At 62.2% G+C, this 19,851-nt stretch carries 18 protein-coding genes; 10 read left to right on the forward strand and 8 right to left on the reverse strand.

Features of this window, described 5'->3' with window-relative positions; genetic code table 11:
• The 6 genes from WBK19_RS07975 to smc are packed head-to-tail and all read right to left on the reverse strand — an operon-like array spanning position 1 to position 8,970.
• Positions 1–702, reverse strand: a complete 702-nt coding sequence (locus WBK19_RS07975) for a class I SAM-dependent methyltransferase (protein WP_511288584.1) — start codon at positions 700–702, stop codon at positions 1–3.
• Positions 699–1,247, reverse strand: a complete 549-nt coding sequence (locus WBK19_RS07980; RefSeq protein WP_511288586.1) for a hypoxanthine-guanine phosphoribosyltransferase — start codon at positions 1,245–1,247, stop codon at positions 699–701. Before WBK19_RS07980 ends, WBK19_RS07975 begins: the two co-directional genes overlap by 4 nt.
• Positions 1,248–2,117, reverse strand: a complete 870-nt coding sequence (gene galU / locus WBK19_RS07985; protein WP_511288588.1) for a UTP--glucose-1-phosphate uridylyltransferase GalU — start codon at positions 2,115–2,117, stop codon at positions 1,248–1,250. It abuts the gene before it with no gap.
• A complete protein-coding gene (gene ligA, locus WBK19_RS07990; protein ID WP_511288590.1) occupies positions 2,114–4,171 on the reverse strand; it encodes an NAD-dependent DNA ligase LigA in 2,058 nt (685 codons plus the stop codon). The genes galU and ligA overlap by 4 nt, the downstream gene beginning before the upstream one ends.
• Positions 4,171–5,457, reverse strand: a complete 1,287-nt coding sequence (locus WBK19_RS07995; RefSeq protein WP_511288592.1) for a cell division protein ZipA C-terminal FtsZ-binding domain-containing protein — start codon at positions 5,455–5,457, stop codon at positions 4,171–4,173. The genes ligA and WBK19_RS07995 overlap by 1 nt, the downstream gene beginning before the upstream one ends.
• The gene (smc, locus tag WBK19_RS08000) at positions 5,458–8,970 is read right to left on the reverse strand and encodes a chromosome segregation protein SMC (RefSeq protein ID WP_511288594.1); all 3,513 of its coding nucleotides are present in this window, start codon (positions 8,968–8,970) and stop codon (positions 5,458–5,460) included. It lies immediately after the preceding gene.
• Positions 8,971–9,065: 95 nt separating this feature from the next.
• Here smc and WBK19_RS08005 point away from each other — a divergent pair, with 95 nt between their 5' ends.
• Both WBK19_RS08005 and WBK19_RS08010 read left to right on the forward strand, forming a co-directional pair.
• A complete protein-coding gene (locus WBK19_RS08005; RefSeq protein WP_511288596.1) occupies positions 9,066–9,539 on the forward strand; it encodes a nucleoside deaminase in 474 nt (157 codons plus the stop codon).
• Between the two features lie 16 nt (positions 9,540–9,555).
• Positions 9,556–9,873: a hypothetical protein gene (locus WBK19_RS08010; protein ID WP_511288598.1), complete on the forward strand. Its 318-nt coding sequence runs from the start codon at positions 9,556–9,558 to the stop codon at positions 9,871–9,873.
• A 29-nt stretch (positions 9,874–9,902) separates the two neighbouring features.
• On the opposite strand, the gene WBK19_RS08015 is transcribed toward WBK19_RS08010, so the two are convergent.
• A complete protein-coding gene (locus WBK19_RS08015) occupies positions 9,903–10,451 on the reverse strand; it encodes an OmpA family protein (protein ID WP_511288599.1) in 549 nt (182 codons plus the stop codon).
• On the reverse strand, positions 10,444–10,962 hold the full coding sequence (locus tag WBK19_RS08020; protein ID WP_511288601.1) for a MarR family winged helix-turn-helix transcriptional regulator: 519 nt from the start codon (positions 10,960–10,962) through the stop codon (positions 10,444–10,446). The genes WBK19_RS08015 and WBK19_RS08020 overlap by 8 nt, the downstream gene beginning before the upstream one ends.
• 88 nt (positions 10,963–11,050) lie before the next feature.
• Here WBK19_RS08020 and WBK19_RS08025 point away from each other — a divergent pair, with 88 nt between their 5' ends.
• The 8 genes from WBK19_RS08025 (at position 11,051) to WBK19_RS08060 (ending at position 19,842) form a co-directional block, all read left to right on the forward strand.
• Positions 11,051–12,268 carry a cation:proton antiporter gene (locus WBK19_RS08025; RefSeq protein ID WP_511288603.1) on the forward strand — a complete coding sequence of 406 codons (1,218 nt, stop codon included), beginning with the start codon at positions 11,051–11,053 and terminating at the stop codon, positions 12,266–12,268.
• Positions 12,265–13,047, forward strand: a complete 783-nt coding sequence (locus WBK19_RS08030; protein ID WP_511288605.1) for a gamma-glutamyl-gamma-aminobutyrate hydrolase family protein — start codon at positions 12,265–12,267, stop codon at positions 13,045–13,047. Before WBK19_RS08025 ends, WBK19_RS08030 begins: the two co-directional genes overlap by 4 nt.
• A gap of 43 nt (positions 13,048–13,090) precedes the next feature.
• Positions 13,091–14,365 carry a cation:proton antiporter gene (locus WBK19_RS08035; RefSeq protein WP_511288607.1) on the forward strand — a complete coding sequence of 425 codons (1,275 nt, stop codon included), beginning with the start codon at positions 13,091–13,093 and terminating at the stop codon, positions 14,363–14,365.
• Positions 14,362–15,495, forward strand: a complete 1,134-nt coding sequence (locus WBK19_RS08040) for a YbdK family carboxylate-amine ligase (RefSeq protein WP_511288609.1) — start codon at positions 14,362–14,364, stop codon at positions 15,493–15,495. The genes WBK19_RS08035 and WBK19_RS08040 overlap by 4 nt, the downstream gene beginning before the upstream one ends.
• 17 nt (positions 15,496–15,512) lie before the next feature.
• Positions 15,513–16,775 carry a serine hydrolase gene (locus tag WBK19_RS08045; RefSeq protein ID WP_511288611.1) on the forward strand — a complete coding sequence of 421 codons (1,263 nt, stop codon included), beginning with the start codon at positions 15,513–15,515 and terminating at the stop codon, positions 16,773–16,775.
• A gap of 157 nt (positions 16,776–16,932) precedes the next feature.
• On the forward strand, positions 16,933–17,409 hold the full coding sequence (locus WBK19_RS08050; protein ID WP_511288613.1) for a hypothetical protein: 477 nt from the start codon (positions 16,933–16,935) through the stop codon (positions 17,407–17,409).
• The gene (locus WBK19_RS08055) at positions 17,406–18,743 is read left to right on the forward strand and encodes a GAF domain-containing protein (protein WP_511288615.1); all 1,338 of its coding nucleotides are present in this window, start codon (positions 17,406–17,408) and stop codon (positions 18,741–18,743) included. Before WBK19_RS08050 ends, WBK19_RS08055 begins: the two co-directional genes overlap by 4 nt.
• Before the next feature lie 136 nt (positions 18,744–18,879).
• Positions 18,880–19,842 (forward strand): thiamine pyrophosphate-dependent dehydrogenase E1 component subunit alpha, encoded by a 963-nt coding sequence (locus WBK19_RS08060; RefSeq protein ID WP_511288617.1) that lies wholly within the window; start codon positions 18,880–18,882, stop codon positions 19,840–19,842.
• Positions 19,843–19,851 lie beyond the last annotated feature (9 nt).

Here is a 19,851-nt window from a genome sequence, read left to right on the forward strand (position 1 = left end):
TTATTTTTTCCTTTCCACCAGCAACGAAGCCAGCGTCGGCACCACGCCCTTGAGCGACGGGTGCTGTTTGCGGTTTTGAGTGTTATTGACCGTGTCGTCGCCCAGCTTGCGATATAGCGCATGCCTGCGTTCGGCGACGAGGGGCAGGTCAAGCAGGGTCTTGCCAGCATGGTAGCTGACCAGCGTATCGCGGCCAATATCCTTGGCCTGCCACGGAATTGCCGTGCGATCGACGAAATGGAGCGTCTGCACGGTCGGCAGGCTGGCGGCCAGCTCGGCGACCAGACGATGCAGCTTTTCACGGTAGGCAATCACCGCGCGGCCGGAATCGGTAGCCACCGCGCCAGTCGTTTCGGCAGGCGCACCCATTAGCCAGCAGACCACGCTATCGGGCGCGAAGGCTTCGATGGTGGCACGCTGTTCATCGGACAATGCAGTCAGATCGGCCTGCAGTAGCGTTACATCGCCACCTTTAACGCGTTGTCGCGTCAGCTCCAGGCATTCGGCCAGCGAATCGATGGAGAGCACCACCAAGCCACGCCTGGCCAGGGCCTGCGTGGCAAAGCCGACGCCGCAGCCGATTTCTAGCACCCGCCGGCCAGGGACCAGCGCCGCCATCCAGTCATAATCGCCGCGTCGGACGTAAGCTTGGCCCTCGTTTTCCCAGTAGCCGATGAACTCGGCAACTGTTGCACCGCTCATGCATCGTCCTTCATGGCATAGACAGCCGGCAGGTTGCGCCAGACGCCGCCGGCATCCATGCCGAAGCCGAAGACAAAGCGGTCGGGCACGGTCAGGCCGACGAAATCGGCGGCAATCGGTTTGATCTTGCCGTTGAGCTTGTCGGCGAAGACGGCGGTCAGCACCTCTTCGGCCCCCATGCGGCGCAGGCTTTCCTTGACGGCGGCGAGCGTCACGCCTTCATCGAGAATGTCGTCGACAACCAGCACCGAGCGCCCCTTGACCGAGGTCCATGGCGCCGAGCGCCAGGAAATCTTGCCGCCCTGCGTTTCCGGGCCGTAGCGCGTGGCGTGCAGGTAGTCGAAGTCGAGCGGAAAATCGAGTTTGGTGAGCAGTTGACCGCAGAAAACCACCCCGCCGGTCATCACACAAAGGACCAGCGGGTATTTGTCGGCCAGCCGTTCGCGAATGGCTGCAGCGACTTCGGCCACAGCCCCCTGCACAGTAGCTTCGCTGTGAATCAGTTCGGCATTGGCCAGCATGGCCTGTGCTTTTTTCAAATCCATTCAGCCTCCAAGGCTCTTCAGGTAAGCATCGAATTCCGCCCCGACCTCCGGGTGGCGCTGGCCGAAAACGACCGTCGCCTGCAGGTAGCCCAGCTTGGAACCGCAATCGTAGCGCGTTCCGTCGTAGCGATAGGCAAGAACCTGCTCTTCGCTGAGCAGCGAGGCGATGCCGTCGGTCAGCTGGATTTCGCCGCCAGCCCCCGGCTTGACGTTTTCAAGATGATGGAAAATGCGCGGCGTCAGAATGTAGCGACCAACCACGGCCAGCGTCGACGGCGCATCCTCGGGCTTCGGCTTCTCGACGATGGCATTGATCTGCTCGACCCGATCAGCCACGGCGCGGGCATCGACGATGCCGTAGCTGCGCGTGTCGGCACGCGGCACGTCCTGTACGCCGAGCACTGAGCAACGGTAGTAATCATAGGTATCGGTCATCTGCTTCATGACCGCTGGTTTGCCGTCGAGCAAGTCATCGGCAAGGATCACGGCAAACGGTTCGTCGCCGATCACCGGCTTGGCGCACAGCACGGCATGACCAAGGCCGAGCGCTTCGGCCTGGCGGATGTAGATGCAGTTGATGTTCTTGGGAATCATGTTGCGCACGAAGTCGAGCAATTCGCTCTTGCCCCGGGCTTCGAGTTCGCTTTCCAGTTCGTAGGCCTTGTCGAAGTGATCTTCGATCGAGCGCTTCGAACGGCCGGTCACGAAGACCATGTCGGTGATGCCGGCGGCAACCGCTTCCTCGACCGCAAATTGGATCAAGGGCTTGTCGACAATGGGCAGCATTTCCTTCGGGCTGGCCTTGGTGGCTGGCAAAAAGCGGGTGCCCATGCCAGCGACGGGAAATACGGCTTTGCGAACTTTTTTCATTTTTCGACTCCATTTTCGAGCAATTTCAACAATTCAGCTTCATCGATTACCGGCACGCCCAACTCCAGCGCTTTTTCCAGCTTGGAGCCGGCTTCCTCGCCAGCCACAACGAAATCAGTTTTTTTCGATACCGAGCCTGCCACCTTGCCACCGGCTGCTTCGATCATCGCCTTGGCGTCGTCGCGTTTGAGCGTCGGCAGCGTACCGGTCAGGACCAGCGTCTTGCCGGCCAGCCGCTTTGGCCCGGCGTCGGTCGGTTCGCCTTCCGTCCAGTGCAGGCCGGCGGCGAGTAGCTGGGCAATGATTTCACGGTTATGTGACTCATTGAAGAAAGCGACGATGCTGGCCGCGACAATCGGCCCGACATCGGGCACCTGCTGCAGCGCTTCGACATCGGCCGCCATTATGCCATTGAGGTTGCCGAAATATCTGGCCAGATCGCGTGCTGTCGCCTCGCCGACGTTGCGGATGCCGAGCGCAAAGATGAAGCGGGCCAGCGTCGTCTGCCGGCTATGGTCAATGGCGGCAACCAGGTTCAGCGCCGACTTTTCACCCATGCGTTCGAGCCCGGCCAGCGTTTCTACGCTCAGGCCGTAAAGATCGGCCGGCGTATGGACCAGCCCGGCATCGACCAGTTGATCGACAATCTTGTCGCCGAGGCCTTCGATGTCCATGGCCCGGCGCGCCGCGTAGTGCCACAGCGCCTGCTTGCGCTGGGCCGGGCAATAGAGGCCGCCGGTACAGCGGGCGATGGCCTCGTCGATGCCCTTAACGATAGCCGAATGGCACTCCGGGCAATCAGGATAGAGTTTCAGCAAATCCCACGCATTGTGCTCAGGCGTCACCAAATCAAGCATCGGACGTTTTTCGAGCACCACTGACACCACTTCCGGAATGACGTCGCCAGCCCGCCGGACGATGACCGTATCGCCAACGCGCACGTCCTTGCGACGCACTTCGTCTTCGTTATGCAGCGTCGCGTTGGTGACGGTGACGCCGCCGACGAAGACCGGCTTGAGACGGGCGACCGGGGTAATCGCGCCGGTCCGTCCGACCTGGACATCAATGCCGAGCACTTCGGTGAGCGCCTCTTCGGCCGGAAATTTGTGGGCGATGGCAAAACGCGGCGCGCGCGAGATGAAACCGAGGCGCGCCTGCCAATCGAGGCGATTGACCTTGTACACCACGCCATCGATGTCGTAGGGCAGGCTCGGCCGCAGCATTCCAATTTTGGCAAAAAATTCCAGTTGACCGCGAGAACCGGTCACGACGGCGCGCTCGACGGCCACCGGGAAACCCCAGCCCGCCAGTTTGTCCATCAATTCGCTGTGCGTCCTGACCGCCAGCGAATCCGCCCCTGCCCCGACGCCGTAGGCGAAGAAGGACAGCGGCCGGGCGGCGGTGATTTTCGAATCGAGCTGGCGCAGGCTGCCGGCGGCGGCGTTGCGCGGGTTGGCGAATTCCTTGTCGCCGCGTTCACGCTGACGGGCGTTGAGTTCGGCGAAATCGGCCTTGAACATGAGCACTTCGCCGCGTATCTCGACCAGCGCCGGCCAGCCCTCGCCGTGCAGACGCAGCGGAATGCAGCGCAGGGTACGTAGATTGGGCGTCACCTCCTCGCCGGTCACACCATCGCCACGCGTTGCGCCGCAGCTGAAGACACCGTTTTCGTAGGTCAGGCTGATGGCCAGGCCGTCGAATTTCGGTTCGACGGCGTAGTCCACTGCAGCAATCGTTTCCAGCCCGTCGCGCACGCGCTTGTCGAAGGCTTCGACCTCTTCCGGGGCGAAGGCGTTGTTGAGTGACAGCATGGGCACGCCGTGCCGGCGCGGCGGGAATTCCTTGAGCGGAGCTCCACCGACGCGCTGGGTCGGCGAATCGGCGGTCAGCAGCTCGGGATATTCAGTTTCCAGCCCCTGCAATTCGCGGAACAGCTTGTCGTACTCGGCATCCGGAATGCTTGGCGTATCGAGGACGTAATAGGCGTGGTTGTGGCGTTCCAGCTCGGCGCGCAGCTCAGCCGCACGCTCCGCTGCCTCGACAGGTACCACCATCAGGAGAACAGCCGCAGGGCCTGGGGCGAACCGGCGATCAGGCCGTAACTGGCCATCGTTGCCTGCGGCTTGCCAATGAATTCCCGACGGATGTGGTCGAGCTGCGAATCGCTGAGCGGCTGGCGATTGTCATCGACCAGCGCGCCGTTGAGCGTATCGGCGAAGCGCTTGGCGATCTCGGTCATCTGCATGAAGGTGCGCTCGCCGTGATCAACACGCGGCACGTCGAGCAGGAAAGTCAGGCCATGCGTCGTCAGTGTGCGCAACGTGTCGGCCGAGAATTGCGTACTTTCGTAGTTTTGCAGGCTGAACAGGACGCGACCATTGTCATCATAGCGCGTGAAGACGCCGCCCAGGCCGAGCACCAGGCCGGCCGCTTCGGCCAGGGCGCGAATCTTGGTTCCCGAGAAGGCGCTGGCGCGGCTGACCAGATTGAGGCCGATTTCGAGGTCGACTGCGGCACAGAACTGATCGATTTCGGCCGCCTGATCGAGGACGCGCGACGATGGCATGTCAGCCACGGCCATCAGTTCGTCGGCCAGCGCCTGCATGGCGTTGGTGAAAATGACCATATCGCCGTCGGAGAGCGGCCCCTGACGATTGACCAGCTGCAGGCCGACGCGCAGGCGGCGCAGCTTGAGCTCGCTATCGGGCGCCAGGCGCTCCCATTCGCGGCTACGTTCGTTGTAGCCGATCCAATGCACCGGCTTGTTCAGGCGGACCAGCGCCGGACGCTGTGAATGGATGATATCCATGGCGGAAACCGGTTCGACCAGTTCCATGGCGACGATGAATTCGAGCCTCGGGTCGAGCAGTTCGGTCGGCAAGGCGCCAGCGGGAGTGTACGGAACATCGTCCGGCGCGTCGTCCGAGATGTCCGCCGGAGCCTGCGCGAACATGGGTGCCGGGGCTGCTTCCGGCATTGGTGCCGGCACGACCGGCGCCGCCGGGGGTTCGAAAACCGGCGCTTCGGGCAAGGGAATTTCGTCCGCCGCGGCAATCATGTCAGGCGACGGCATGGTTGGATGCGGATCGACGAAGACCGGCTCAAGGCGCACCGCCAGCCTTGGCGAGGCATCGACACGGATTTCCGGCTCGCTGCGTTCGGCGACGGCCGGTGGTGACGACGACTTCGGCCCATCACCCAGCAAAACATCGGCGTGATGCGGCTTGAGCACCGCTTCGGCGAGCTTGCGCTGCCGGTATTCCTGCCATTTGTTGTAGCCAAACACGCCGACCACCGCCGTCGCGCCCAGCCCGATCAAACCTAGTTGAAGCTCGGTCATTTAAGCCGCATCCCTCATTTTCAAAGCTTCCTGAATATCCACTTCCACCACGCGCGACACGCCGGATTCCTGCATGGTGACGCCGACCAGCTGTTCGGCCATTTCCATGGCGATTTTATTATGGGAAATGAACAGGAATTGCGTTGCACCTGACATTTTCTTCACCATGGTGCAGAAACGTTCGGTATTGCTGTCGTCAAGCGGCGCATCGACCTCGTCGAGCAGGCAAAACGGCGCCGGATTGAGCTGGAACATCGAGAAGACCAGCGCAATCGCCGTCAGCGCCTTTTCGCCACCCGACAGCAGATGGATGGTCGAGTTTTTCTTGCCCGGCGGCTGGGCGATGACCTGGACGCCGGCATCGAGAATTTCGTCGCCGGTCATCACCAGCTCGGCCCGGCCACCGCCGAAGAGTTCAGGGAAAAGTTGGCCGAAATGGCCGTTCACCGTATCGAAGGTCGATTTCAGCAGGTCACGCGTTTCGCGGTCAATGCGACGGATGGCATTTTCCAGCGTTTCCATGGCCTCGTTGAGGTCGGCCGCCTGCATGTCGAGATAGCCCTTGCGCTCGGTCGCCGTTTCCAGTTCCTGCAGGGCCGCCATGTTGACGGCACCGAGCTCGGCGATGGCGTTGGTCAGGCGGGTGATTTCGCCTTGCAAACCCGCTGGCCGCGCGTTGCCCAATTCTGCCTGCAGCGCTTCCTCGTTGGCGCCGGCTTCGAGCAGTTGCATGGCGAACTGCTCGGTATTGAGCGCTGCCGCCTGCTCTTTCAACTTGAGATCGCCGATCCGCACGCGTAACGGTTCGAGGCCCTGTTCGATACGCATGCGCTGCTCTTCGAAGCCACGCAGCGCGTTGGTTGCCGCTTCCAGCGCATCGCGCGTTTCGGCCAGTATTTTTTCCGCTGCCTGCCGTGCTTCGAGCGCCGCTTGCAGCGCGCCTTCCATGACATCCGGCGGCGCCGCCTCGACCTGCTCGGCGCACTGGGCGCGATCTTTTTCAATCCGGTTCAGTTCGCGCTGGGCCATGGCCTGCTGGGCGAAAACGTCCTGCAGCTTGCCGTCGCTTTCGCGCAGCGAGAACTGCGCCTCACGCAAGGCGCGGTCGAGGTCGGAATTGCGCTCGCGCTCGGCGCGCACGGCACTTTCGCACTCATCGAGCCGCGTTTGCGCGCCGTGGACCAACACGCGAATGCGGCTCAAACCGTCGCGGATTTCCGCGATGCGCTCGTCGGCCGACATGTCGCGCTCGCGTTCGCTCTCTTCTTCCTCGGCCAGTTCGGCCAGTTGCTCCTGCAGGCGGGCCTTCTGTTCCTTGTGCCGCTCGATGGTCTGCGACAGTTTGAGCACTTCCATCTGCACGGCATGCACGCGCTGCTGGCGGTCGGTGACATATTGACGAATTTCGCCCATCTCGGCCTGCTTGTCCTCGACTTGCTCGTCGAACATGACCAGCTGCTCGCGGATAGCGTCGGCCTTTTCCTCGGCCATGGCGATGCCCTCGCCCAGTGTTTCGATCTCGCGCTGACGTTCGAGCAGGCCGTGTTCGCCCTGATCCGGCGCGAAGAAGGTGACGCTGGCAGCGCTGACCAGATCGCCGCCGCGCGTCACGATGACCGCCCCTGGCGGCAGATCGGCGCGCAGGGCCAGCGCCTCGGCCAGCGTTTCAGCCATGCGCACCTGACCGAGCCAGTCGTCGAGCGCCGCCTGAACCGCCGGCAAATCGCTGCGCACGCGCGAGGAGAGCACTTCCACGGTCAACCGGAAATTTTGGCCAAAATCGAAATCGCCCGGCAGCACCACACTGAGCCGCGCTTCCGGCCGGTCGTGCAGCCAGGCGTCGAGCTTGGCCGGATCGTCGCAGGCGATGGCGCTCAAACGCTCGCGCAGCACCGCCTCGACCGCCTCTTCCCAGCCGGCTTCGACGTGAATCTTTTGCCACAGCGGCGGCGCGTTTTCGAGATCGTGGCGACGCAGCCATTCCGGCAGCTTGCCGCTCTGCTGCGTCCGCGCCTGCATTTGCTCGAGCGCCGCACGGCGGGCCTGCCCGGCCGCCAGTTCGCGCTCGATGCGCAGCACTTCGGCCTGCGCTTCCTTGCGCCGTGCTTCAAGCTGCGGCATTTCCTGCTGCAATTGCTGCAGCTGGTCCTGATCGCCGGCCAGTTCCTCGCGCAGCAGGGCCAGTTCTTCTTCCTTCTCGGCGAGGTCGAGTTCGTCCGGCGGGTTGATGCCGCCGGTTTCCTCGCGCAGCCGTTCGCGGCGCTGAATAATGGCTTGCAGCGCACGCTGGGCGTGTGACTTGTTGGTCAGCTCAACCTCGAGCTTCTGCTCGCCGTTGGTCGACCGCGTCTTGAGACGTTGCAGCTCTTCCTGCGCCTGAGCGTGGTCTTCCTCGACCTGCGGCGCGATGTTCATCTGCTCATGCAGCTTCGCCTCGGCTTCCTCGACGCGCAGCTTGGTGATTTCCTGCGTCTCTTCCCACTTTTGCCGGTCGACCGTGAGCTTCTCAGCCGTTTCGCCCCAGTGCTTGAGCTCGTCTTCGAGCTGGGTCAGACGCGCTTCAAGCTGACTGCGCGATTCGCGGCGATGGCGGATTTCCGCCTCGAGCCGGGCGACTTCGGCGTTCGCCGTGTACATGTCGCTTTGCGCGTTGTGCAGCGCGTCGCCGGCTGCGAAATGCGCCTCGCGGGTTTCCTCGGCACGTGCCTCGGTTTCGCGCAGGGCGGCGCTTTGCGCTTCGAGATCGGTGACAGCGCGCTCGACTTCGAGCGACAGCTTTTGCCGCTCCGCCTCGGCCTCGCGCTTCTTGAGCAGCCACAACACTTGCTGGCGCAGCACCAGTTGTTCGTTCAGCCCTTGGTAACGCCGCGCCACTTCGGCCTGCGCTTCGAGGCGTTCCATCTGGTTACCGAGTTCGAGGCGAATATCCTCGACGCGCAGCAGGTTTTCGCGGGTGTCTTCCAGACGGCCGTTCGTTTCCTTGCGCCGTTCCTTGTAGCGCGTGACGCCGGCGGCTTCTTCGAGGAAAACGCGCAGGTCGTCCGGCCGCGCCTCGATGATGCGCGAAATCATGCCCTGGCCAATGATGGCGTAGGCGCGCGGCCCAAGGCCGGTGCCGAGGAAGAGATCGGTGATGTCCTTACGGCGGACCTTCAAATTATTGATGAAGTAGTCCGACTGCCCTTGCCGCGTCAGCGTGCGCTTGACCGACAGTTCGGTGTATTGCGACCACTGGCCGAGCGCCCGGCCGAGCAGGTTCTCGAAAATCAGTTCGACCGAGGCTCGCGACACCGGCTTGCGGTTCGACGAGCCGTTGAAGATGACGTCCATCATCGACTCGCCACGCAGCTCCGAAGCCTTGGACTCGCCCAGCACCCAGCGTACGGCATCCATGATGTTGGATTTGCCGCAGCCATTGGGGCCAACGACGCCGACGAGCTGGCCGGGAACGGCCACCGAGGTCGGATCGACGAAGGACTTGAAGCCGGCGAGTTTGAGTTTGGTGAGACGCATGCCTGATTGCGGCGGGGCAAATGCCGCCGCCATGATGGGGGCCGTATAATAACATCGACTATTTGATCGCCCGGCCCTCAGGAAGGATCGTTCCGATGAACCTCGACGACCAGTTTCTCGCCCGCGCCATCGAATTGGCCCGACTCGGCAGCGAAAGCGGCGAAGGCGGCCCGTTCGGCGCAGTCATAGTGCGCGACGGCCAGATCATCGCCGAAGGCTGGAACCGCGTCGTCGCCAGCCACGACCCGACGGCCCACGCCGAAATCAGCGCCATCCGTGCAGCCTGTACCGGCGCCAACAGCTTCCACCTGCACGGCTGCACCCTCTACGCCTCGAGCGAACCTTGCCCGATGTGCCTCTCCGCTGCCTACTGGGCGCACATCGACCGCATCGTCTTCGCCAACAGCCGGGCCGAAGCGGCGGCCATCGGCTTCTGCGACGACGAGCTGTACAGCGAACTGAACCGCCACTTTTCATCACGCAGCATCGTCATGGAACACCACCCGACGCCCGGCGCGCTCGAACCGCTGGAACACTGGGCGGCCAATCCGGGTCGAATCCCGTATTGACCCTCCAGCCAAGGCCATGCATTCCTCCACCATCCCGCAGCGCGCCGAAACCCTGCAGGTGCTTCGCCTGATGGGCCCCTTCGAGCCTATCCTCATGCTGAGCGGCGACGATGATGGCTACGGCTCGCGCTGGACGCTCTCCGGCCAGCAAGTCCAACCGGCCATCGCCCAATTCCTGATGGACTCCGGCTTCATCGCCGACAGCGGCAAAACCGAATTCGGCGCCATCAAACTGTCCCTGACAGAAAAGGGCTGCGAATTCCGGGAAAGAGGCCTGGCCTGGTGGGCCGAGCTGAATTTCCTGGAAAAGCTGAAGATCACAGTATTTGGTTAAGCGATCGCGCAGCCAGCAGCTCGACTTTTCTATTTGTCTTTTGAAATCAAAAGCTCGACGCGACGCATCGTCCGGCGGCACTCTGTCGACACACAATTGCGCGGCAGTTTTTCGCCACCGATTACGTTCTTTTTGATCTGCCACGCTTTCACACCGAGCTTTCTCAAAATGGCGGCAACAGCCTCAACCCGCGCATCAGCCACCGCCAGATTGACCGAGCGACTCCCATGGTCATTGGCGCGCCCGATCAGGGTGACTGACCAGTCGCCATCCTCTTTCAGCCGGCTTGCTGCATCCCGCAGTTTGCTCTTTTCACTTTGGCCAACGGTGCTTGAACCGAAAACAAAGAAAACACTCATCTTTTCATCGATTTCGGGCTCGGCTTTTTTCTCGGACAGGCTGGATGTGCTGCCCGGTGGCGAGTCGGATTTCGCTTCGGAGGGCATCGGCGGCTTGAGCACTTGCTGAACCGGCCGCTCCGGTTGAGACGTCGTGCCACACCCCGACAAGAAAGCTATCGAGAATGAAAGTCCAAATATGGCCGCGCGAAAATATGGAGTTATTCGCACCTTAATCACGCACCATTTCCGCCAGCGGTGTCGAGGCGAATTCTTCGTCCTTGACCGGCAGATGATCAATCAATTCAGCTAGATTGATATTCAATGTTTTTAGAGCGACATCGGGAATGCTCGCCAGAGCCTCGGGCAGAACGCCTTCGGCCGGCCCCGGAAGCGAGGCAATGGCCTTTCTTCCCTCGTCCGCCAGGAAGAGCCCAACACGTCGCTGATCGACGCTTTGCCGCTGCTTGACAAGGCAGTCCCTGGACACCAGCTTGTCGACCAACTGACTGCATGTCGACTGATGGATGCCCAGCCTGCCGGCGAGTTCGGTGATGCCGATTTCCGGCGTCCGCTCAACCTCCTGAAGAACCCACATCTGGGACCCGGGCAGCCCGCAACACTCTTCAAGCTCGCGAAAATACCGGCGCATGGTTCCATAAATCACCCGGAACTGCTGCAGAACTTCAAGTGCCAATGGCGGCGTAGGTTCATTCATGTAAATGATCGGTTGCACTAATTTGGGGCTCAAATTATATTGCTAACCAATGCAGTTTTTACTGCTTTTACAACAATCCTTATCGACAAGGGTTTTCGGGGGGGCTTGCCCCCCATTTTTTATGTTCAACTCGATCCAACTCTTCGGTCTGGTGCTGTTAGGTGGTTTGGCCGCAGGCGAAGTGTCGAGAAGAGTTCTTGCCTTGCCGCGAACGACAGGCTACGTGCTGTTCGGCTTGCTGGTCGGTCAGAGCGGCCTGAATTGGGTAACGCACTTTGACATCGAGTCGGCCCAGCTTTTCATCGACCTGGCGCTGGGGCTGATTCTCTTCGAACTGGGTTACCTGGTTCCGCGCAGCACCCCGGAGGCCGGACGCAACCGCTTGCTGGCAGGCTGCGCCATTTCGCTGATGGCTGGCTTGCTGGTATTGCTGTTGTTTCTCTACTGGGGCTTTTCCACCGGTTCCGCCTTGTTCGCAGCAGCGCTTTGTGTGGCCACTTCACCGGCCATCACCATTGCCACCTGCAGCGACGTCGGGGCCAAAGGCGAGCGCACCGGCTTGCTTTACACCATGGTGGCAATCAACGGTGCCGTTGCTTTTGCGGCGGTGGTCCTGCTTGTCCCCTTCCTGATCGACAGCGAGCCGCTCAGTGGCTTCGCCCGCATCAGCAATGCCCTGGGCAGCATCATCGGCTCTGTCGTTCTCGGTGGTGCCTGCGCCGGATTGGTCCTGCTGGGCGCCGATCGACTGGAAAGACAGGCTGAACACCAGCATCTGCTGATTCTCGGCACCATCGTGCTCGGTGTGGGTACCGCCATTTATCTGGATGTCTCGGTCTTTCTTCCCATGCTGATCTTTGGCATCCTGGTCAGCACCATTGACCGTGACCACAAGGTCATCGCCATTCGGATTGCCAGTGACGCCCGGGTTTTTCTGGTCATCACTTTCGTGCTCGCCGGGGCCGCGCTCGACATTGCCTATCTGCGAGACTATTGGCTGGAAGCCATTCTGATTGCCCTGGCACGACTGGCCGGGCAGGTGCTGGCCATCCTGGTTTCGCGCAAGAGCATAGGCCTGACGGTGCGTGAGAGCGTTTTTCTGGGCATCGGACTTCAACCGATGTCGAGCATCGCCCTGGTGCTTCTGGTCAACACCCAGATGCTCTATGGCGGCATGGATGCGAAGCTGGTTGGCATGCTGATGGCAACGATCCTGCTGATGCAATTATTTGGCCCGCTGGCAACTCAAACGGCAATCAAGGGATTTGGCGAGGCGACTCGACTTCCGACCTCGGCCAACAACCAAGTACCGGCAGAGAATAAAGGAGGCACATCATGAGCAGACGCCCTTTGCGCATCGGGCTTTCGGCCCGGATTTACCATCCGCTGCCCGGCGCCACCGGGCTGCAGTCCAAATCGCTGCAATACCTTGAACAGTCGGTAGCGCATTGGGTGATGTCACGCGAGGTGATGGTTTTCATGATCCCCTCGGTCAGTGGTGACGGCATCGTGCACCGCAGCAGCATCCGCCTGTCCGACTATCCGCAATACCTCGACGGGCTGGTCCTGCAGGGCGGTGCCGATATCAGCCCGCAATCCTATGGCGAACAACCGCTGCAAGCCGAGTGGGCAGGCGACCGCCTGCGCGATGCCTATGAAATGGAACTGCTCCACGAATTCATGGAAGCCGGCCGGCCGGTGCTCGGCATTTGCCGGGGCGCCCAGCTGATCAACGTGGCGCTGGGCGGCACCTTGTACCAGGACATCGCCACACAGTACGAAGCACCGCAGATCCATGTAAACGAGGACTACGACAAGCACGCCCACAACATCATCTGGGAAGCCGGCAGCGGCCTGGCCAGGCTGTATCCCGAACCGGGCAGCAGCAAGGTGATTTCGATTCATCACCAGGCCATCAGGGCCCTCGGCAAAGGGCTGCGCGTCGAGGCGCGCAGTTCCGAAGATGGCCTGATCGAAGCGATCCGCCTTGAAGGCAAGCCCTATGTGCTGGGTCTGCAGTGGCACCCCGAGTTTCACCCACCCGGCGCCCCGGATTTGCTCAACTGCAATCCGATTCTTGATGAATTCCTCAGTGCGGCGCGAGGCCGACGTTGGTGATTTTTGACGGTTTTTTGCCGTTGACCGTAGCAAAGAGCCAGGCATGATCGAGACGATCACTTCGCCATTGCGCGCCATTTGGGAAAGCCTGCTCGAACGCCTGTTTTTCCTGCCGCCCTTTCCCGAGACCATTGATTCGCTAGCCCTGTTCAGCCTGTTGCTGGTCGTCGGCCTGCTCCTCGGCGAATGGCTGCACGCCCACGCCCGGTGGCCCAAGGTCACCGGCTACGTGCTGGCCGGCATCGTGTTCGGCCCGTCAGCGCTGGGTTGGATCAGCATCGAGGCCCTGGCGCAGGCGCGACCGATTGCCGATGCGGCGCTCGGTTTGCTGATGATGGAGGTCGGGCGACGTCTCGACCTGAGTTGGCTCCGGCGCAATCCCGAACTGTTGCGCAGCACCTTGGCCGACATCACGCTGTCGTTTGCCCTGATCTTCATTTTCGCCCTCTGGCTGGTCGGCCTGACGCCCGCCTGGGCCGCCGCCACGGCCGCCGTGACCATGGCCTCGGCCCCGGCTGTCGTCCTCCTGACCATCGAGGAAGCCAAGGCCCAGGGACAGGTCACCGAACGCATCATCCTGCATACCGCGATTGGCTCTGCTGCTTCCTTTGTCGCCTTCGCCGTCGTGCTTGGCATCGTTCACGCCGAACTGAGCGAAGACTGGCTGAATGCCCTTGTCCATCCGCTGTGGGTGGTCGTCGGCGCGTTTCTGGTCGGCGGTATCGGTACCTGGCTGGCGCTGCGCATTGCCAAAACCTTGCCGAAAGGCTCGCTGGCCCAGGTTTTTGTGCTGATCGCCTGCGCCCTGCTGGCCGTCGGCATCGCGCGCATGCTCGCCGTCCCGGTCTTTTTGACGCTCTTCCTGATGGGCGTACTGCTCGCTTCGCGTGACCGGCAGCAAACCCTGCGTTACACCGCGTTGCCCGAAGGGCATTGGCTGCTCGCCATCGTGCTTTTTGTCATCGTCGGCGCATCCTTGCCCTGGCAGGACTTCACCTGGCTGGCCGGCGTGCAGGCACTCGGCCTGCTGCTCGTGCGCGCGGCAGCCAAAGCCGGGGCGATGGCCTGGTCGGGCGGCAGCATGCCCTTGCCCAAACGCCTGCTGGTTGGCATGGGTATCCAGCCACTGTCGGCCACGGCGGTATTCATGGCTTACGAAATCGCCAGTTTGTACCCGGAAGTCGGGCGTTCGGCCCTGACCTTGCCCCTGTTCGCCGCCGCCATGATGGAACTGGTCGGCCCTGCCCTGTGCCGCCTGGCGCTGCACAGATCGGGCGAATGTGAAAGCGGTGAGCGTGATCGAGGAGGTATCGCATGACGACCAATGCTTTGGGCGATTTCAAGGACAGCGCCGCCTTTTCCCTCGGTGTCGAACTCGAACTGCAACTGGTCTCGAAGCGCAACTTCGACCTGACGCGAGGCGCCACCGACCTGCTCGGCAGCCTCGATTACGACGAACGTTTCGGCGAGATCAAGCTGGAAATCACCGAAAGCATGATCGAAATCAGCACCCAGCCGCAGGCCACCGTCGACGGCATTGCCGCTGACCTCGGCGGCCTGCGCGACACCCTGCGCCAGCATTGCGAACGCAACAACATCGGCGTCTGCGGTGGCGGTACGCACCCTTTCCATCATTGGCCCGAACGGCGCATCTGCCCCGGCGACCGCTTCAATGACCTCTACCAGCGCTATGGTTATCTCGCCAAGCAATTCACCGTATTCGGCCAACACGTCCATGTCGGCTGCACCTCGGCCGATGAGGCCATCTGGCTGACCCAGGCGCTCGGCGTTTATGTGCCGGCCTTCATCGCCCTGTCCGCTTCCTCTCCCTTTGTCGATGGCGTGGACAGCTTCTACCAGTCGGCCCGGCTCAATGCGGTTTCAGCCTTTCCGCTGAGCGGACAGTGCCCGCCGCTCGGCAGTTGGCAGGAATTCACCGAACACTTCGCCTTCCTGCAAGCCTGCGGCATAGCCCAGGGCATCAAAGATCTGTATTGGGATGTCCGCCCGAAACCGGAATTCGGTACGGTTGAAATACGTGTCTGCGATACGCCGCTGACCATCGAACAGGCAAGCTCGCTGGCTGCCTTGGCCCAATCCCTTGCGCGCTGGCTGTTGCGCACCCGTCCGCCGCTGCATACCGCCAAACAGGCCCACGTTGCCCGTTACAACAAATTCCAGGCCTGTCGCTATGGCCTCGAGGCGATGATTTCCGATCCGGTCAACTTATGCCAGACGCCACTGAAACAAACCCTGGCCGACTTGCTGGAAGCCGTTTCGGAGGACGCCCAAGAATTGGACTGCGCCCACTGGCTGAGCCCGCTCAAGCAGGCGGTCGCCGAAAATTCGGGCGATGCAGCCTGGTTACGGGCCAGAGAAAAGCAGCATGGCAACTTGAACGATGTGGTGCGCCAAGCCAGCGAACGGCTGATGGGCAAAAACAATTAATTTCAGGAGAAAACAAAATGATCCGCCGGTTGCCTGCAGCCTTGTTGTCACTGTTCATCGCCACGGGCACATGGGCGGCGAACTCGACCTGTCAATTTGAGCAGGTGCCGGTCGGCCCGCAAAAACTGGCCCCCTGGATCGACAAGAGCAACTGGCTGACCATTGAAAACCAGCGCCTGACTTTACAGGCCGGTGAAGTATTCATGCCCGCCTGGCGGCTGGCCCCGGCTGGCGTCGGACAACCCGCGGCCACAAAGCAACGCCCGATAGATGATTTTCCGGTTGTCGATCCGCTCGACGGCAGCCGGCGCGACCTCGCATTCCTGCTCGACAGTCGCCTCTATGCCGACGGCCTCGTTGTCCTGCGCAACGGTCGGGTCGTCACAGAACGCTATCGCAATGGACTGACGCCAGACAAACCCAGGCTGCTGATGGAAGCGACCCGTCCATTACTCAACCTGCTCGGCGCCATGAGCGTCAGCCAGGGCAAGCTGGCCGCCGACAAATCCGTCAGCCGTTTTCTTCCCAACATGGCGCCGTCAGCCGGGCTACGCAAGCTGTCGATACGGCGCCTGCTCGAAAACGAGGAGCGCCACGCCTGGACACCGGAAGACCTTGAATCCTGGCAGCAAGCCGGTGGCTGGACAACGAATCAGGCTGGCAAGGGCATCCGGGCCTGGCTTGCTCAGGCCGGGCATTGGGAAAAGCCGCTCGACGAACCGGAAACAACCACCTTTGCCGCCGCCCCGGATGACGACTTGTTGGCCTGGATATTGGCCGAGAGCAACGTCATGCCACTCTCGCAACTGTTTTGCGAACGACTCCTGAGCCGCAATCCGCCGGAACACCCCGTCGTCTGGCTGAGCGACGCGCAGGGCGTCGAATTGGCGACCGGGCTGGGTTTGTCCCTGCGCGACTTTGCCAAACTGGGCCAGGTTCTGGTCGATGCACGCAGTAGCCGAAATCGCGGAAAAATTCCGGCCTGGTTCATCGAAACGCTGACCGCCTCATCGGGAATGCGCTCGGCCGCGATCAAGGGCCTGAGCAAAGGCAGCGAGCAGCGCTATGGCTTCGTGCACCTGGGCGGCTCGCCGAATCGGGTGGCCCTGATCGGGGCGCATGGCACCAGCCTCTATATCGATTTCGACGAACGCCTGGTCATTGCGCTTTATGCGACCCGTCCGGGCGAAAGCACCCCCGCCATGCTGGCAGTCCTGGAACGCGCCTGGAAGGCCATAGACATGGCAATTGCTCAGCAGGAAAAGCCCAAAAAGCCGTGAGCATGTCGGCGATGCAGCTGAACGGCCGGTTGAGACCCGACAAGTCTCTGGCTTTGATGACTTCCACGGTCAACCGGGAAAAACAGCCAAATTTGAAATAACAAACGGCTACTTGCTATGCTTAAATCATCCCAACGCCCCAAATAATCCAGCCGCCATGCTAGACAGCGACAACGCCGCCTTCATCCTGACCGGAGTCAGCATCAGCCTGGCCGCCTGCGCCGTTGATCGCCTGCCCTGCATGAGCCGCGGTCTGGGCTGCAAACTGGTCGGCGGCGGGCGCCAGGTCGCGATTTTCGTCAAGCGCTCGCAGTCGGCCGAACTACTCGAAAACATCCGCAACACCGGCCGGGTGGCCAATGTTTTCAACCTGCCGAGCAGCAACCGCACCCTGCAATTGAAAGGTGACGACGCGAGCATCCAGCCCTTTGACCCGGCTGATCTGCCCGTGATCGAATCGCATATTTCCCTGTTTCTCGATGAGGTCATCCCCTTCGGCATGCAGGAGAACATGATTCGGGCACTGTTCGCCTGCACGGTTGACGACCTCGTGACGGTGGTTTACTCGCCCAGCGCCGCCTTCACCCAAACGCCGGGCCCGAAAGCCGGCGACCCGCTGGGCTCAGCGCCATGAGCCTGCGCCTCGAGACCATCCGCGAATGCCTGGAGGGAATCATCCCGGGCCATATCGCCACCTGCGACCGCGACGGAATGCCCAACCTGGCCTATCTCTCCCAGGTCGAATTCATCGACAACGAACACGTCGCACTGTCCTACCAGTTTTTCAACCGGACCCGGCAGAACGTCCTGGCCGACTCGCCGGTGCGCCTCCTGCTGACCAGCCACCTGACCGGTGCCCAGTACCGGCTGACCCTGCACTACCTGCGCACCGAGGCGGCCGGTCCGCTCTTCGAGCGGATGCGGGCCAAACTGGCCGGAATCGCCTCGCACACCGGCATGGCCGGCATCTTTCAGTTGCTCGGCGCCGACATCTACCGTGTGCTGAACATCGAACAGGTGCCCGGCGAAACCGTGCCGCCGCCTCCGCCGCCTGTCAATTGCCTGAACGCCCTGCGCCGGACGGCCGACCGCTTGGCCACCTGCAACACGCTGGAATGCCTGCTCGAAAAAGCCGTCGACTGCCTGGAAAACGAATTCGGCATCGCTCATCTCATGCTGCTCATGCACGACGAGGCGCGCGGCCGGCTGTACACCCTGGCCAGCCGCGGCTATCCCGAATCCGGCATCGGCTCGGAAATTCCGGTCGGTGCCGGCGTCATCGGCATCTGCGCCCGCGAACGCACGCCGATCCGGATCGGCTTCACCAACAGCGAGTACGCCTACGGCCGTACCGTACGCGACGGCATCGCGGCTGACGGTCAGGCCGACGCCCTGGAAACGGCCATTCCCCTGCCCGGCCTGCCCGATGCAGCAAGCCAGATGGCCGTGCCGATCAGTGTCGCCGGCCGCCTGCTCGGTGTGCTCTACGTCGAAAGCGCCACCGACCTGCATTTCGGCTACGACGAGGAAGATGCCCTGGTCGCTTTCGCCGCCCAACTGGGTCTCGCCATCGTCCACCACCAGCAGGCCGACGATCTGCCCGACGAGCCGGCCGGCAACGAAGAAGCGGCTCCGGCCGTCGCCGGCACACCGCTGACCATTCGCCACTTCGCCGCCACCGACATCGTTTTCATCGACGACGACTACCTGATCAAGGGCGTCGCCGGGGCCATCCTCTGGGTGCTGCTCAGCGATTTTGCCGAACGGCGGCGCACCAGTTTTACCAACAAGGGCTTGCGGGTCGATCCCCGCATCCGCCTGCCGGGTGTCAGCGACAACCTCGAAGCACGCCTGGTGCTCTTGCAGCGCCGACTGGATGAACGCGATGCCGGCATCCGGCTGACCAAGACCGGGCGCGGCCGTTTTTCACTAGCCGTGGACCACCCGCTGCAGCTCCTCGAAAGCTGATTTTCGGGCACTTCGCCCGCCTTTTCTTAAATGTTCATTCAGCGTTTCTTAAAAGAATCGTAAGCAGCCTCTGGCCGTCTTGTCAGGGTTTTCGGGCGGCCTAGACTTCCTCCATTGCATAACGAATGGAGCAGTCATGACCCCGAAGCCCCCGGCAAAAAGCCCGCAGCACCTGCTCGAACAGATGCTGCTCATCCGTGCCTACGAAGAGGCCATCGTCAACGGCAGCGCCGCCGGCAAGATGCCCGGCACCTGCACCTCGGTCGGCCAGGAAGCCGCTGCCGTCGGCGTAGTCAACGCGCTCGCTCCCGAAGACCTGATCCTGACCAACCATCGCAGCGCCGGCCACCTGCTCGCCCGCGGCGCCGACCCCGGTCGCCTGCTGGCCGAAGTCATGGGCCGCCGCGACGGCTACTGCAAAGGCAAGAGCGGCTCGCTGCACATTTCGGCCAAAGAATTGGGCGTCGTTCTGACCTCGACCATCGTCGGCGCCGAACTCTCTATGGCGCCCGGCGTCGCCCTCTCGCAGAGCGTGCTCGGCCGCGCCGGCATCGTCGTCTGTTTCTTTGGCGACGGCGCCGCCTGCGAGGGCAGCTTTCACGAATCACTCAACCTTGCCGCGCTGTGGAACCTGCCCATCCTCTACGTCTGCGAGAACAATCATTGGCAAGCCTTCGTCCATCGGCGCGAAGCGATGAGCCGCGAGCATGTTGCGGACTGGGCCACCGGCTACGGCATCCCGGCCCGCACGGTTGACGGCAACGATGTCTTCGCCGTGCTCGAAGCCGCCCAAACCGCCGCCACCCAGGTCCGCGAGAGCGGCCGACCCTACCTGCTCGAAACCCTGACCTACCGGACCCGCGGCCACCTCGAACCGGATGACCAGGGTTACGTCGACAAGGCCGAACTGGCCAACTGGCTGGCCCGCGACCCGATCACCACCAGCCGCGCCCGCCTGCTCGCCGACGGGCTGCTGAGCCAGGCTCAGGCCGCAACCATGGCCGACAAGGTAGCCAGCCGCATCGCCGTCGCCCAAGCCTTTGCCGAGGCATCGCCTTTCCCTGCCGCGGATGAACTGACCCGCGACGTCTACGCCTGAGGATTCCCC

This window comes from Azonexus sp. (assembly GCF_049652925.1).
Taxonomy (GTDB): domain Bacteria; phylum Pseudomonadota; class Gammaproteobacteria; order Burkholderiales; family Rhodocyclaceae; genus Azonexus.